Annotated in this window: 11 protein-coding genes; 3 read left to right on the forward strand and 8 right to left on the reverse strand. The window is 67.4% G+C overall.

Annotated features, from left to right (window positions below; all coding sequences use genetic code 11):
- Positions 1-7: 7 nt before the first annotated feature.
- Complete coding sequence (locus FN976_RS25970) at positions 8-805, forward strand: outer membrane protein assembly factor BamD (RefSeq protein ID WP_145896556.1); 798 nt, start codon at positions 8-10, stop codon at positions 803-805.
- On the opposite strand, the gene yoaA is transcribed toward FN976_RS25970, so the two are convergent.
- Complete coding sequence (gene yoaA, locus FN976_RS25975) at positions 756-2,786, reverse strand: DNA repair helicase YoaA (protein ID WP_145896441.1); 2,031 nt, start codon at positions 2,784-2,786, stop codon at positions 756-758. The two genes, FN976_RS25970 and yoaA, sit on opposite strands and share 50 nt — an antisense overlap.
- On the reverse strand, positions 2,786-2,989 hold the full coding sequence (locus FN976_RS25980) for a YdcH family protein (RefSeq protein ID WP_145896443.1): 204 nt from the start codon (positions 2,987-2,989) through the stop codon (positions 2,786-2,788). The genes yoaA and FN976_RS25980 overlap by 1 nt, the downstream gene beginning before the upstream one ends.
- A gap of 86 nt (positions 2,990-3,075) precedes the next feature.
- Here FN976_RS25980 and FN976_RS25985 point away from each other — a divergent pair, with 86 nt between their 5' ends.
- A complete protein-coding gene (locus FN976_RS25985) occupies positions 3,076-3,846 on the forward strand; it encodes a PP2C family protein-serine/threonine phosphatase (protein ID WP_145896445.1) in 771 nt (256 codons plus the stop codon).
- Between the two features lie 9 nt (positions 3,847-3,855).
- Here the strand turns inward: FN976_RS25985 and FN976_RS25990 are convergent, their stop codons facing one another.
- From FN976_RS25990 to FN976_RS26010, 5 genes are all read right to left on the reverse strand, one after another.
- Positions 3,856-4,527: a hypothetical protein gene (locus FN976_RS25990; RefSeq protein WP_145896447.1), complete on the reverse strand. Its 672-nt coding sequence runs from the start codon at positions 4,525-4,527 to the stop codon at positions 3,856-3,858.
- The gene (gene zapE / locus FN976_RS25995) at positions 4,524-5,627 is read right to left on the reverse strand and encodes a cell division protein ZapE (RefSeq protein ID WP_145896449.1); all 1,104 of its coding nucleotides are present in this window, start codon (positions 5,625-5,627) and stop codon (positions 4,524-4,526) included. The genes FN976_RS25990 and zapE overlap by 4 nt, the downstream gene beginning before the upstream one ends.
- Before the next feature lie 13 nt (positions 5,628-5,640).
- Positions 5,641-7,062, reverse strand: coding sequence for a dihydrolipoyl dehydrogenase (gene lpdA, locus FN976_RS26000; RefSeq protein WP_145896451.1), 1,422 nt, complete (start codon positions 7,060-7,062; stop codon positions 5,641-5,643).
- 45 nt (positions 7,063-7,107) lie between these two features.
- The gene (gene odhB, locus FN976_RS26005; protein WP_145896453.1) at positions 7,108-8,358 is read right to left on the reverse strand and encodes a 2-oxoglutarate dehydrogenase complex dihydrolipoyllysine-residue succinyltransferase; all 1,251 of its coding nucleotides are present in this window, start codon (positions 8,356-8,358) and stop codon (positions 7,108-7,110) included.
- A gap of 118 nt (positions 8,359-8,476) precedes the next feature.
- Positions 8,477-11,347, reverse strand: coding sequence for a 2-oxoglutarate dehydrogenase E1 component (locus FN976_RS26010; RefSeq protein WP_145896455.1), 2,871 nt, complete (start codon positions 11,345-11,347; stop codon positions 8,477-8,479).
- Between the two features lie 244 nt (positions 11,348-11,591).
- On the opposite strand from FN976_RS26010, the gene FN976_RS26015 reads away from it, so the two are divergent.
- The gene (locus tag FN976_RS26015; protein WP_145896457.1) at positions 11,592-12,908 is read left to right on the forward strand and encodes a methyltransferase domain-containing protein; all 1,317 of its coding nucleotides are present in this window, start codon (positions 11,592-11,594) and stop codon (positions 12,906-12,908) included.
- Between the two features lie 9 nt (positions 12,909-12,917).
- Here the strand turns inward: FN976_RS26015 and FN976_RS26020 are convergent, their stop codons facing one another.
- On the reverse strand, positions 12,918-13,283 hold the full coding sequence (locus FN976_RS26020; RefSeq protein WP_145896459.1) for a hypothetical protein: 366 nt from the start codon (positions 13,281-13,283) through the stop codon (positions 12,918-12,920).
- Between the last annotated feature and the right edge of the window lie 2 nt (positions 13,284-13,285).

Here is a 13,285-nt window from a genome sequence, read left to right on the forward strand (position 1 = left end):
CGTGAAGTTGCCAGGCAAATTATCGGCGGTCCCCGCCCTCCTCGCCGTCGCCTTCCTGGCGGCGTGTTCGTCGACGCCCGACGATGACAAGACCGCCACGTGGAGCCCCAACCGCCTGTACGCGGAAGCCAAGGACGAACTCAACTCCGGCGGCTACGAAAAAGCGATCCCGCTGTTCGAGAAGCTCGAGGGTCGCGCCGCCGGCACGCCGCTGGCGCAGCAGGCCCAGCTGGAGCGCGCCTACGCCCATTACAAGGCGGGCGACCAGGCCCAGGCCCATGCCACGCTCGACCGCTTCATCAAGCTGCACCCGTCCAGCCCGGCGCTCGACTACGCGCTGTACCTGAAGGGCGTGATCAACTTCAACGACAACCTGGGCGTCTTCTCGTTCATCTCGCCGCAGGACCTGTCCGAACGCGACCAGAAGGCCGCCAAGGAATCGTTCGAGTCGTTCCGCGACCTCGTGGCCCGCTTCCCGGATTCGCGCTACACGCCCGATGCCCGCGCGCGCATGACGTACATCGTCAATTCCCTCGCGCAATACGAAGTGCACGTGGCCCGCTACTACTACAGCCGCGGCGCCTACGTGGCGGCGATCAACCGCTCGCAGACCGCGCTGGCCGACTACCGCGACGTGCCGGCGCTCGAAGAGGCGCTGTTCATCCTGATGCGCTCGTATGACGCGCTGGGCATGCCGGAACTGCGCGACGACACCCGCCGCGTTCTGGAGAAGAACTACCCGGCCAGCAGCTATCTCACAGGCTCGGGTGGCCAGCGCCAGTCGCCATGGTGGAAGTTCTGGTAAGACTGCCAAGGGCCTCGGCGAAGGCCGCCTTGTCGGCCAGCCTTCGCATCGGCGGCAGCGCCGCCAGCAGGCGCCGGCCATAGCTCATCGTCACCAGCCGCGGGTCGCAAACCACCAGCAGTCCCTGGTCGCTCTCGCGCCGGATCAGCCGGCCCGCGCCCTGCTTGAGGGCCACGGCCGCCTCCGGCACGAAATAGTCGTTGAACGGGCTGCGGCCCTGCGTCTCCAGGCGCTGTGAACGCGCTTCGACCAGCGGGTCGCCCGGCGGCGGGAACGGCAGCTTGTCGATGATGACCAGCTGCAGCGCGTCACCCGGCACGTCGACGCCCTCCCAGAACGACGCGGACGCCACCAGCACGCAGCCCGGCTGGCCGCCCGCGCTGCCCTCCCGGAAGCGCTCGATCAACCGACGCTTGGGCCACTGGCCCTGCACCAGCACCTCGACCTCGCCGGTGCCGCTGAACCGCGCCTGCAGCTCCTCGCCGACAGCGCGCAGCGCGCGCAGCGTGGTGGTGAGCACCATGGTCCGGCCACCCAGCCGGCGCACCGCCGCGTGCGCCAGTGCCGCGACGGCGCCACTGTGGCCGGGGTCGTTCGGCTTGGGCATGCCTTCGGGCACGTAGACGGCGGCCTGCGATGCATAGTCGAACGGGCTCCCGACCCGCAGCACCTCGGCCTCTTCCAGTCCGCAGGGTTCGGTGAACCAGCGCAGCCGGGCGTCGTCGCCGAGCGTCGCCGAGGTGAACACCCAGCTGCGCCGATCCGCGTCCTCTTCTTCGCGCCCGGTCTTCAACAGCTTGTCGCGCACGGCTTCGGCGATGTCCAGCGGCGACTCGACCAGGCGCAGCTGCGTGCCGACGTCCAGCCAGCGCACCGAGCCCGGTGCCGCCGCCGCGGTGAAGGCCGCCACGCGCTGCGCGAGGAGGGCCGCGCGTTCGTGCAGCCGCACGAAATCGGGCTGGATCTCGCTCACGCTGGACAGCCCCTCGGCGGCCTGCTCCAGCGCGTCCTGCAGCGCGTCCAGTGCTTCTCCCCAGGCATCCGCGGCCACTTCGTCCGGCACGCGCCCCGTCCACCGCAGGCGGCTGCCGCCACCGGCCCGCCCCACGGCGAGCCGAAGGTCGCGCGCGCCGCGCTCGCACCCGGCCGCCAGGGTCTGCCAGTCGACCAGCCCGCGCGCGAATTGCAGCCCCGCCGCCAGCATGTCCCGCGTGAAGTCCAGCAGCTGGCCCGTCCCCAGCTGCTTGCCGAGAAACTGCACGCCCGTCTCATTGAGCTGGTGCGCTTCGTCGAAGATCGCCACGCGCACGGTCGGCAGCAGTTCGGCCATGCCGGATTCGCGCACGGCCAGGTCGGCGAAGAACAGGTGGTGATTGATCACCACCACGTCAGCCGCCAGCGCCTCGCGCCGGGCGGCATTGACGTGGCAGCCGCGGAACTTGGGGCACTGGGCGCCCAGGCAGTTCTCACGGGTGGAGGTGACCAGCGGGATCACGGGCGAACGCTCGTCGAGGCCGGGCATCTCCGCCAGGTCGCCGGTGCGGGTCGTGCGGGCCCATTCTTCCACCTTGGCCAGGGTTCGCACCGCGCTCCGGTCGGGCAAGCTGGCGTCCTGGCGTGCCAGTTCCAGCCGATGCGGGCAGAGATAGCTCCCGCGCCCCTTCAGCAAGGCCATCCGCACCGGCAAGCCCAGCGCCTCGGCCAGCCGCGGCAGGTCACGGCCGAACAACTGGTCTTGCAAAGTCTTGGTGGCGGTGGAAAGCAGCACCCTTTCGCCACTCAGCAACGCCGGCACCAGGTAAGCAAATGTCTTTCCGACACCGGTCCCCGCCTCCACGACCAGCACGCCGCCGTTCTCGATCGTGCGGGCCACGGCGCCAGCCATGTCGGTCTGGCCGGCGCGCGGCTGGAAGGCGTCGGCGGCGCGCCCCAGCACGCCCGCAGGGGCAAAGGCCTCGCGGGCCAGCGCTTCCAGGGTCATCAGGCGGGTTCTTTGGGGTCGAGGGCCAGCTCGAGGCGGGCGATTTCGTCGCGCAGCGCGAGGCGGCGCTTCTTCAGGCGGCGCAGCATGAGCTCGTCCACGGGCACCTGCTCGCCCGCGCGATCGATGAGCGCGTCGAGGTCGGCGTGCTCCATGCGAAGCTCGATCAGCCGCCGTTCGGGAGAATGCAGATTCGAGTCCAAGATGATCTCAGCGGCGGTTCATTCGATAATACGTCTTTCGCAGGCCATAATCGAGGGAAGTGCCCGCGCACCAGGACCAACGTCGAATGGCAACCAGCACCAAGGGATACCGAATCACCGCCTCCACCGGCATCCACAAGGGTGACCGTGAATACCAGCAGGACCAGATCGAGCTCCTGTCGCATCCGCGCGTGAACGGCTGCATGCTGGGCGTGGTGGCGGACGGCATGGGCGGCCGCAGCGGCGGGCGCAAGGCCTCGGACCAGGTGATGATGACGGCACGCCAGCTGTTCGAGCGCTATTCGCCCGACCACGACGACCCGCCGTCGGTGCTCAAGCAGATCCTGATGGAGGCCCACCTGGTCATCAAGCTGACGGCCATCTCCTCCGAGCAGGAGCCGCACAGCACCCTGGCCGCCTTCCTGATCAACCCCAACGGCGAGTGCTACTGGATTCACGCCGGCGACTCCCGCATCTACCATTACCACAGCAACAAGCTGGTCAAGCGCACGATGGACCACTCGTACGTGCAGACCCTGGTGGACCGCGGCGAGCTGACCGAGGAAGAAGCCAACGTCCACCCCCAGTCCAACATCCTGATGGGCTGCCTGGGTGCCGAGGAAGACCCGCCAGGGGACATCCACTTCATCGAGGAACTGCGGCCCGGCGACACGCTGCTGGCCTGCAGCGACGGCGTCTGGCACTACTTCAGCCCGGCCGAACTCGGCTCGGTGCTGTCGTCGCTCTCGCCGCGCGAAGCGACGGAGTTCCTGATCGAGAAAGCGCGCTCGCGCGCCCATGGCGGCGGCGACAACTTGTCCCTGGTGATCGTCAAAGTCGAGCCGCTGGGCGGCTGAGCCCGAGCGTCAGGAAGCGGGCGTCGGCAACGACGAAGCTGGCGGCTTGGCCCGCTCGGCCTTTCGCTGCAGGATGCGCGCCTTGCGGTCCTGCGCGTCCTTGATCCGCGCCTCGTACTCCGCCCGGTTCCTGGCCGCTTCTCCGCCCTGCGGCTGAGGCGTCCGGAGAGCGCCAGCCCGGGGTTCGACCGCGCGGCCCGAAGCAGCGGGCCCTGGTGCTGCCGGCACCGGCTTGACCTCGCGGCCAGCGGCTTTGGCGGCCCGTTCCGCCGCATCGGACGCCCGGCGCGCGGCCTGCTCCGCCTTCTGGGCGGCTTGCTCGCGCTGCGCGGCCAGGGCTTCCTGGCGGCGCCTTTCGGCGGCCTCCAGCCGTTCGGGCGAACTTCGCTCATCGATCTCGCGCCGGCGCTCCTCAGTCTTGCGCCGCCGTGATGCCTCATTGAGCGCGAGCTCCTGCCGGCGCAGGTCGGCCAGCGCGTCGTTGCGCACCTTCTTCGCCTTGTCGAGACAGTCGTTCACGGCGAAGCGACGGTGGCAGGCTTGCTCCTCGGCGGCGTACTGCGACTGGACGGTGGCACGGGCCGCGCGGATCTGCTCGCGCTCGCGCGAGGCGTCCTCTTCGGCCGCCCGGGACGGCGCCGTGAATGCCAGCGCCAGCAGGAGCAGGGGGAGCAGCTTCATGTCAGGCGGGTATCGACCGTGCGGTGTTCCAGGGCCAGGAAATCGGTGGACTGCATTTCATTCAGGCGCGACACCGTCCTGGGAAATTCGTGGGCCAGGGGACCTTCGACGTACAACGCCTCCGGCGGGACCTCGGCCGACAGGATCAATTTGACGCGCCGGTCGTAAAGCACGTCCACCAGCCAGGTAAAGCGCCGCGCTTCCGAGGCATTTCGCACGGACATCCTCGGGACGTCGCTCAGCAGCACGGTGTGGAACTGCGTGGCGATCTCCAGGTAGTCGTTCTGCGAGCGCGGGCCGCCGCACAGGGTCCGGAAGTCGAACCACACCACGCCGCCCGCCTTGCGGCGCGCCCGGATTTCGCGGTGCTCGATGTGCAGGACCGCGTCCTCGTCATCGTGCCTTTCCGCCAGCCGGGTGAACGCGTCGTTCATCTCCGCATCCGCCTGCGCGCCCAGCGGCGTGTGGTACAGCCGCACCTGCTCCATGGTGCGACGCCGGTAGTCGACGCCGTTGTCCACGCTCAGCACTTCCAGCTTCTGGTTCAGGAGCGCGATGGCGGGCAGGATGCGGTCGCGGTGCAGCCCGTTCGGGTACAGGTCATCGGGCTTGAAGTTGGAGGTGGTCACGAAGCCCACCCCATTTTCGAAGAGTGCATCCAGCAGGCGATGCAGGATCATCGCGTCGGTGATGTCGGCGACGTGGAACTCGTCGAAGCAGATCAACCGGTAGCGCTTCGCCATGCGTTCCCCCAGCTCGTCCAGCGGGTTCACCGTGCCCTGGAGTTCCGCAAGCTCGCGGTGCACCTCCCGCATGAACTCGTGGAAGTGCAAGCGGGTCTTGCGCACGATCGGCACGGCCTGGAAGAAGCAGTCCATCAGGAAGCTCTTGCCGCGCCCGACGCCGCCGTGCATGTAGACGCCGCGCGGGATCTCCGGCCGGTTGATCAGCTTCTTGAAGAGGTTGGAGCGTTGCTCCTTGAAGTCCGCCCATTCGCGCGCGCAGCGCTCCAGTGCGTCCACCGCGCGCAGCTGCGCGGGGTCGCTCTGGTAGCCGCGGGCAGCGAGTTCGGCTTCGTAGACTTCGCGAACCGAAGGCACTGCGCGGATCGCTTTAGAAGTTCAGCGTGCGCTTGTCGACGGCGAGCGCCGCTTCCTTGGTCGCCTCCGACAGCGACGGATGCGCGTGGCAGATGCGCGCGATGTCCTCGCTCGACGCCTTGAACTCCATCGCCACGACGGCTTCCGAGATCAGCTCGCTGGCCATGGGCCCGACGATGTGCACGCCGAGGATCTCGTCGGTCGTGGCGTCCGCCAGGAACTTGACCATGCCGGTGGTGTCGCCCAGCGCGCGTGCCCGCCCGTTCGCCATGAACGGGAACGTGCCGGCCTTGTATTTCACGCCAGCGGCCTTGAGCTGCTGCTCGGTCTGGCCGACCCACGCGATCTCGGGGCTGGTGTAAATCACCCAGGGAATGGTGTTGAAGTTGACGTGGCCGTGCTGGCCGGCGATGCGCTCGGCCACCGCCACACCCTCTTCCTCCGCCTTGTGCGCGAGCATCGGGCCGCGCACGACGTCGCCCACCGCCCAGACATTCGGCAGGTTGGTCCGGCACTGGTCATCGACCAGCACGGCCCCGCGTTCGTCGAGCTTCAGGCCCACCGCTTCCGGGTTCAGCCCGGTGGTGTTCGGCACGCGGCCGATGGAGACGATCAGCTTGTCGACATCGAGTGTCTGCGCCTCGCCCTTGGCGTTGGTCCAGGCAACCGAGACGCCCTTCTTGCCGTTCTTGATCTCGCCGACCTTCACGCCCAGCTCGATTTTCAGGCCTTGCTTGTCGAAAGCTTTCTTGGCTTCCTTGGCAATCTGCTCGTCCACCGCGCCCAGGAAGGTCGGCAGGGCTTCCAGCACGGTCACTTCGGAACCCAGGCGGCGCCAGACCGAGCCCATCTCCAGGCCGATCACGCCCGAGCCGATCAGGCCCAGCTTCTTCGGCACGCCCTGGATGCGCAGCGCGCCGTCGTTCGAGAGGATGTTCTCCTCGTCGAACGGTGCACCCGGCAGCGGCCGGGCGTTGGAACCGGTGGCGACGATGACGTGCTTGCCGGTGAGGGTCTCTTCGCCCACCTGGATGTCGTAGCCGCCCTCGCCCGCCTTCACGAACGAACCGCGGCCGTGGAAGAAGGCGATCTTGTTCTTCTTGAACAGGAACAGGATGCCGTCGTTGTTCTGCTTCACGACGGTGTCCTTGCGCGCCAGCATCTTCGCGAGGTCCAGCCCCAGGCCCTTGACCTCGATGCCGTGGTCGGCGAAATGCTTGCCCGCGTGCTCGTAGTGCTCGGAGGACTGCAGCAGCGCCTTGGAGGGAATGCAACCCACGTTGGTGCAGGTACCACCCGGCGCGGGCTTGCCGTCCTTGTTCTTCCACTCGTCGATGCAGGCGGTGTTGAAGCCCAGCTGCGCCGCGCGGATGGCGGCGATGTAGCCGCCAGGGCCGCCGCCGATGACGACGACGTCAAAATTCTTTGCTGTCACGGACGATAACGAGGCCCCTTGTCGGGGCCTCGTCCTTGTTCTTTGTTAAATATCAAAAAGCAGGCGAGCTGGATCTTCCAGCGCTTCCTTCATCGCCACCAGCCCCAGCACGGCTTCACGGCCGTCGATGATGCGGTGGTCATAGGACATGGCGAGGTAGTTCATCGGGCGCACCACGATCTGGCCGTTCTCGACGACGGCTCGGTCCTTGGTGGCGTGCACGCCCAGGATGGCCGACTGCGGCGGGTTGATGATGGGGGTGGACAGCATCGAGCCGAACACACCGCCGTTGGAGATGGAGAACGTGCCACCGGCCAGGTCGTCCAGGCCCAGCTTGCCGTCCTTGGCCTTCTGGCCGAACTCGGCGATCTTCTTCTCGATGTCGGCGAACGACATCTGGTCGGCGTTGCGCAGGATGGGCACCACCAGGCCGCGCGGCGAACCCACCGCGATGCCGATGTCGAAGTAGCCGTGGTAGACGATGTCGTTGTTGTCGACACTGGCGTTCAGCACCGGGTACTTCTTCAGCGCGTGGACCGCCGCTTTCACGAAGAAGGACATGAAGCCGATCTTGACGCCATGCTCCTTCTCGAACTTCTCCTGGAAGCGCTTGCGCATCTCCATCACCGGGGCCATGTTGACCTCGTTGAAGGTGGTCAGGATGGCGTTGGTCGACTGCGACTGGATCAGGCGCTCGGCGATGCGCGCGCGCAGCCGGCTCATGGGCACGCGCTGTTCCGGCCGGTCGCCGAGGTTCGGCGCGCCGACGGGCGCCGCCACCTGGGCCAGCGCCGCCTTCGGCGCGGCAGCCACTTGCACCGGCGGAGCGACCGCGGCCTTCGCCGGGCCGGCGGCCAGCGTGCCCAGCACGTCGCCCTTGGTCACGCGGCCATCGCGGCCGGTGCCCGCAACGGAACCCGGCTGCAGGTTGTTGTCGGCCATGATCTTCGCGGCCGCGGGCATGGCCACGCCCGACTTGTCGGCGCCCGCTGGCGCGGCTGCCGGAGCCGGCGCAGCGGCCTGGGCCGGTGCCGCCGCCGAAGCACTGGCCTTGCCTTCGGTGTCGATGCGCGCGATGGGCTGGTCGGCCACCACCGTGCCGCCGTCGGCCACGAGGATCTCGGCCAGCACGCCGGCCGCGGGCGCGGGCACTTCGAGCACGACCTTGTCGGTCTCGATCTCGATCACGATCTCGTCCAGGGCGACCAGGTCACCCGCCTTCTTCTTCCACTGCAGCAGGGTCGCTTCGGCAACTGATTCGGACAGCTGCGGGACCTTCACTTCAACGATAGCCATTTCTTGTTCCTCTGAGATTCGATGGTTCGTCATTCCCGCGGAGGCGGGAATCCAGGGCGTTCAGGACATCCTTTGGGAGCCCTGGATCCCCGCCTTCGCGGGGATGACGGAGCGCTAATTACTTTGTGAGAACGAAGCCTTTGAGCTTGGCAAAAGCTGCGTCCACAAGCGCTTTTTGCTGTTCCGCATGCAGGTGCGAATACCCCACCGCCGGCGACGCCGACGCCGCGCGTCCCGCATAGCCGAGCTTCTGGCCTTCCTGCATGTTCTCGTGGATGTTGTGCTGGATGAAGAACCACGCGCCCTGGTTCTGGGGCTCGTCCTGGCACCACACGATGTCGGCCAGGTTGGGGTACTTCTTCAGTTCCGCCGCGAAAGCCTTGTGCGGGAACGGATACAGCTGCTCCACGCGGATGATGGCGACGTCGTCGGCGCCCTTCTCCTCGCGCTTCTTGGCGAGGTCGTAGTAGACCTTGCCCGAGCACACCAGCAGGCGCTTGACCTTGTCGGCCTTCAGCTCCTTGTTCTCGGGAATGACCGTCTGGAACGTGCCCTTGGTGAATTCCGCCAGCGGCGACGTCGCATCCTTGTTCCGCAGCAGGGACTTGGGCGTCATGATCACCAGGGGCTTGCGCAGGTTGCGCACCATCTGGCGGCGCAGCAGGTGGAAGATCTGGCTGGCCGTGGTGGGCTGCACCACCTGCATGTTGGTGTCGGCCGACAGCTGCATGAAGCGCTCGAGGCGCGCCGAGCTGTGCTCGGGGCCCTGGCCTTCGTAGCCGTGCGGCAGCATCAGCGTGATGCCGTTGACGCGGCCCCACTTCACCTCGCCGGAGGCGATGAACTGGTCGATGACGACCTGGGCGCCGTTCACGAAATCGCCGAACTGCGCTTCCCAGATGACCAGCGTGTTCGGGTCATTCGACGCGTAGCCGTATTCGAATCCCAGCACCGCCTCTTCCGAGAGGATGGAGTCGATCACCACGAAAGGCGCCTGGCCCTCCGCCACGTTGCACAGCGGAATGTAGGTGCCTTCGTCGAACTTCTCGCGCTTCTGGTCGTGCAGCACCGAATGACGGTGCGTGAAGGTCCCGCGGCCGCAGTCTTCGCCCGACAGGCGCACCGGGTAGCCGCTGGCCACCAGCGAGGCGAAAGCCATGTGCTCGCCCATGCCCCAGTCGACGTTGACCTCGCCCCGGCCCATGGCCGCACGGTCGTCCAGCACCTTCTTCACCAGCGGATGCGGCGTGAAGGTCTCGGGGATGGTCGTGATGCGCTCGGCCAGGCGCTTCCACTCCGCCATCGGGATGGCGGTATCGGCCGCGTCCGTCCACTTCTTGCCGAGGAACGGCGTCCAGTCGACGGCGTACTTGCTCTTGAAGTTGGTCAGCACCGGGTCCACGGTGTGCTTGCCCGCATCCATGGCCGCGCGGTAGCTCTTGACCATGTCGTCGCCCAGCGTCTCGCCCATGCCCTGCGCGGCGAGTTTGTCCGCGTACAGCTTGCGGGTGCCGGGATGCTGGCCGATCTTCTTGTACATCAGGGGCTGGGTCAGCGAGGGCGTGTCCTGCTCGTTGTGGCCCAGCTTGCGGAAGCAGACGATGTCGACCACCACGTCCTTCGCGAACTCCATGCGGTATTCCAGCGCGAGCTGGGTCGCCAGCACCACGGCTTCCGGGTCGTCGCCGTTCACGTGCAGCACCGGCGCTTCGATCATCTTCACGACGTCCGTGCAGTACAGCGTGGAGCGGCTGTCGCGCGGGTCCGAGGTGGTGAAGCCGATCTGGTTGTTGATGACGATGTGGACGGAGCCGCCGGTGAAGTAGCCGCGGGTCTCGGACAGCGCCAGCGTCTCCATCACGACGCCCTGGCCGGCAAAGGCGGCGTCGCCGTGCACCTGCACCGGCAGCACCTGCTTGCCTTGCGGGTCGGCGCGGCGGTCCATCCGGGCCCGCACGGAGCCCTCGACCACCGGGTTCACGATCTCCAGGTGCGACGGGTTGAAGGCCAGCGTGAGGTGGACCGGCCCGCCAGGCGTGCTCACGTCGGAGCTGAAGCCCTGGTGGTACTTGACGTCGCCCGCCGGCAGGTCTTCCTGCGCGGTGTGCTCGAACTCGGCGAACAGGTCCTTCGGCATCTTGCCCAGGGTGTTGACCAGCACGTTCAGCCGGCCGCGGTGCGCCATGCCGATCACGATCTCCTGCACGCCCTTGGCGCCGGCCTGCTGGATCAGTTCGTCCATCGAGGCGATGAAGCTCTCGCCGCCTTCGAGCGAGAAGCGCTTCTGGCCGACGTACTTGGTGTGGAGGAAGCGCTCGAGGCCTTCCGCCGCGGTGACGCGGTCGAGGATGTGCTTCTTCTTCTCGGCGCTGAAGTTCGGCTTGCTGCGGATCGACTCCAGCTTCTGCTGCCACCAGCGCTTGTGGCCCTGGTCGCTGATGTACATGTACTCGGCGCCGATGGTGCCGCAGTAGGTTTCGCGCAGCGCGTTGATCAGCTCGCGCAGCGACATCGTCTCCTTGCCGAAGAAGGTGTTGCTGGTGTTGAACACCGTTTCCTGGTCGGCATCGGCGAAGCCGTAGAACGACGGCTCCAGCTCGGGGATCTTTTCGCGCTCGGCGCGTTTCAGCGGATCGAGGTCGGCCCAGCGGGCGCCGACGTTGCGGTACGCGGCGATGAGCTGCTGCACGGCGGTGCGCTTGCGCCCCATCTCGGAATCGGCGCCGGCCGCGACCACCACCTTGGTGCCGCCCTGCTTGGCGCGCTCGGCGAAGGCGTTGACGACGGGAAGGTGCGGGACGTCCTTGGCATTGCTGCCGTCGACGGCGGGCACGTTCTGCAGGGCGTCGAAGTAGTCGCGCCACATCTCGGGCACGCTGCCGGGATTGGCGAGGTAGTTCTCGTACATCTCCTCGACATACGGGGCGTTGCCGCCGAAGAGATAGGAATTGCCCTGGTACGCCGTGTAGACGGAGCTGGACTCACTCATCGTTGCGCTACTTTCCGTCTCCCTGGAGGAGACACAAGCTGGTTGTGGAAACCTTCCGCGGCACGGCTGAACCGGTTGGCGGATGCGACTGTGGCAGGAAGGGCCTTGTTGCGGTCGCGATTGTGCCACCGAACGGTGCATGCCGCCAGCCGGGGCGGAGCCACCATGGCGGTTCGGGGATAATCGCCAGCTTCTCGCCGCCCACCGGGCCGGCCGCCCCTTCCCTGCCTTTGCCGCCTCTCCCATGAACGCTGTCTCCCCACCCACCGACGCGCTTGTCGCCCCACTGACCGCCATCGAGCAGATGATCGCGCGCCGCCAGCTCGCCGAGGCGGCCCAGCAGCTCAACGTGCTGGTGCGCCAGGCGCCGGGTGACGCCCGCATCTACCTCATGGGATCGCGGCTCGCCGAAGCCTCCGGCAACGCCAAGGGCGGCGTCGATGCCGCGCGCCGCGCTGTCGAGGCAGCCCCCGCCTGGAGCGTCGCCGTGACCGAGCTCGCGCTGGCACTGGCGCGCGCGAACCAGTTCACCGAAGCCATCGCGATGGCTGAAAAGGCCGTGCAGCTCGATGGCGACAACCCGGCGCTGCTGGCCCGCGTGATCGACGTGGCCCATCGCGCCCAGCACCTGGACCTGGCGCTCGCCTGGCTCACGCGCGCTGCCGTGCTGAGCCCGGACAACATCGCGATCAAGCGGCTGGTCGCGCGCGACCTTCGGATGAAGCACCGTCATGCGGAAGCCCTGGCGGCGTACTCCGCCATCCTGCAGGCGAAACCGGAAGACACGGATGCCCGCCTGGGCCGGCTGCAGACCGCGCTGGCGATGGATGACAACGCCGCAGCGCAACAGGACGCCGCGGCTTTGCTGGCGGCGGACCCTGCGAACACGACGTTCCAGTTCTGGGCCGCGGTGGCACAGGGCGAAACGCCGCAGCACCAGCCGGCCGAGATGGTCACCCATCTCTATGACGGCTTCGCCGACCTGTACGAACAGCATGTCATGGGCACGCTCAAGTACAAGCTGCCCGAGCTCGCCGCCAGCCGCGTGCTGCAGTGGTACCCCGACCGCAAGCTCAACGTGCTCGACCTCGGTTGCGGGACCGGCCTGCTCGGCGTTTACCTGGGCCGCATCAACGGGGCGATGGTCGGCGTCGACCTGTCACGGCCGATGATCGACCAGGCCGTCCGCCGCAACGTCTACGACAAGTTCCACCAGGTCGACCTGCTGGAGGCGCTCGAAGCCACGCCCGAAGCGCTCTATGACGTCATCGCGGCGCTGGACGTCTTCATCTACGCGGGCGCCCTGGAAATCGCCGTCAAGGACGCGCACCGGATCCTCAAGCCGGGCGGCCGGCTGGTGCTCTCGTGCGAGAGCGCCGCCGAAGGCGAGCCCGACATGGTCCTGCGTTCCTCGCTGCGCTACGCGCACCAGCGCGCCGCAGTGGAGGCGCAGTGCAAGGCGGCGGGGTTCGCCGAGGTGGAGATCGAATCCGTCACCGTGCGCGAGGAAGACCGCGCGCCGGTGGAAGGTTTCCTCGTGGTGGCGCGGAAAGCGGGCTGAGTCGGCCGCTCAGCTCGCACTGGGCCGGTTCCTTTCCCACTCTCCGAGAAACGCGGCCCACTCATCCTCGAACGCCTGGGGGGAAACCTCCTCGTAGGAAGGGTCGTCGAAGAGCATGGGCGAGTCCGTCCAGAAACCCATGTTCCTGCCGAGCGGGCCCGCGACGATGGCCTGCTCGCTGATGCTGAAGCCGATTTCGCGTTGCGGGAGTCCGGTCTCGTCCACCTCGATCCACCAGTGCCTGACGTCACTGTAGGCCTTCTCGAAGTCGGGGCTCGCCGAAGGAACCATGGTGCGAAGCACTTGCTCCAGCAGGGGATGGGCACGCAAGCGCGATTGCCCGCTTTTGTCGAGAGAAATGGCGATGGTTCGCATGG

The organism is Caenimonas sedimenti (assembly GCF_007833165.1).
Lineage (GTDB): Bacteria > Pseudomonadota > Gammaproteobacteria > Burkholderiales > Burkholderiaceae_C > Ramlibacter > Ramlibacter sedimenti.

Excerpts from the sequence above, each read along its gene's own strand:
- FN976_RS26015 (WP_145896457.1), top strand. The coding sequence starts at position 11,592 with ATGAACGCTGTCTCCCCACCCACCGACGCGCTTGTCGCCCCACTGACC.
- FN976_RS25985 (WP_145896445.1), top strand. The coding sequence starts at position 3,076 with ATGGCAACCAGCACCAAGGGATACCGAATCACCGCCTCCACCGGCATC.
- FN976_RS25990 (WP_145896447.1), bottom strand. The coding sequence starts at position 4,527 with ATGAAGCTGCTCCCCCTGCTCCTGCTGGCGCTGGCATTCACGGCGCCG.
- yoaA (WP_145896441.1), bottom strand. The coding sequence starts at position 2,786 with ATGACCCTGGAAGCGCTGGCCCGCGAGGCCTTTGCCCCTGCGGGCGTG.
- FN976_RS26020 (WP_145896459.1), bottom strand. The coding sequence starts at position 13,283 with ATGCGAACCATCGCCATTTCTCTCGACAAAAGCGGGCAATCGCGCTTG.
- odhB (WP_145896453.1), bottom strand. The coding sequence starts at position 8,358 with ATGGCTATCGTTGAAGTGAAGGTCCCGCAGCTGTCCGAATCAGTTGCC.
- FN976_RS26010 (WP_145896455.1), bottom strand. The coding sequence starts at position 11,347 with ATGAGTGAGTCCAGCTCCGTCTACACGGCGTACCAGGGCAATTCCTAT.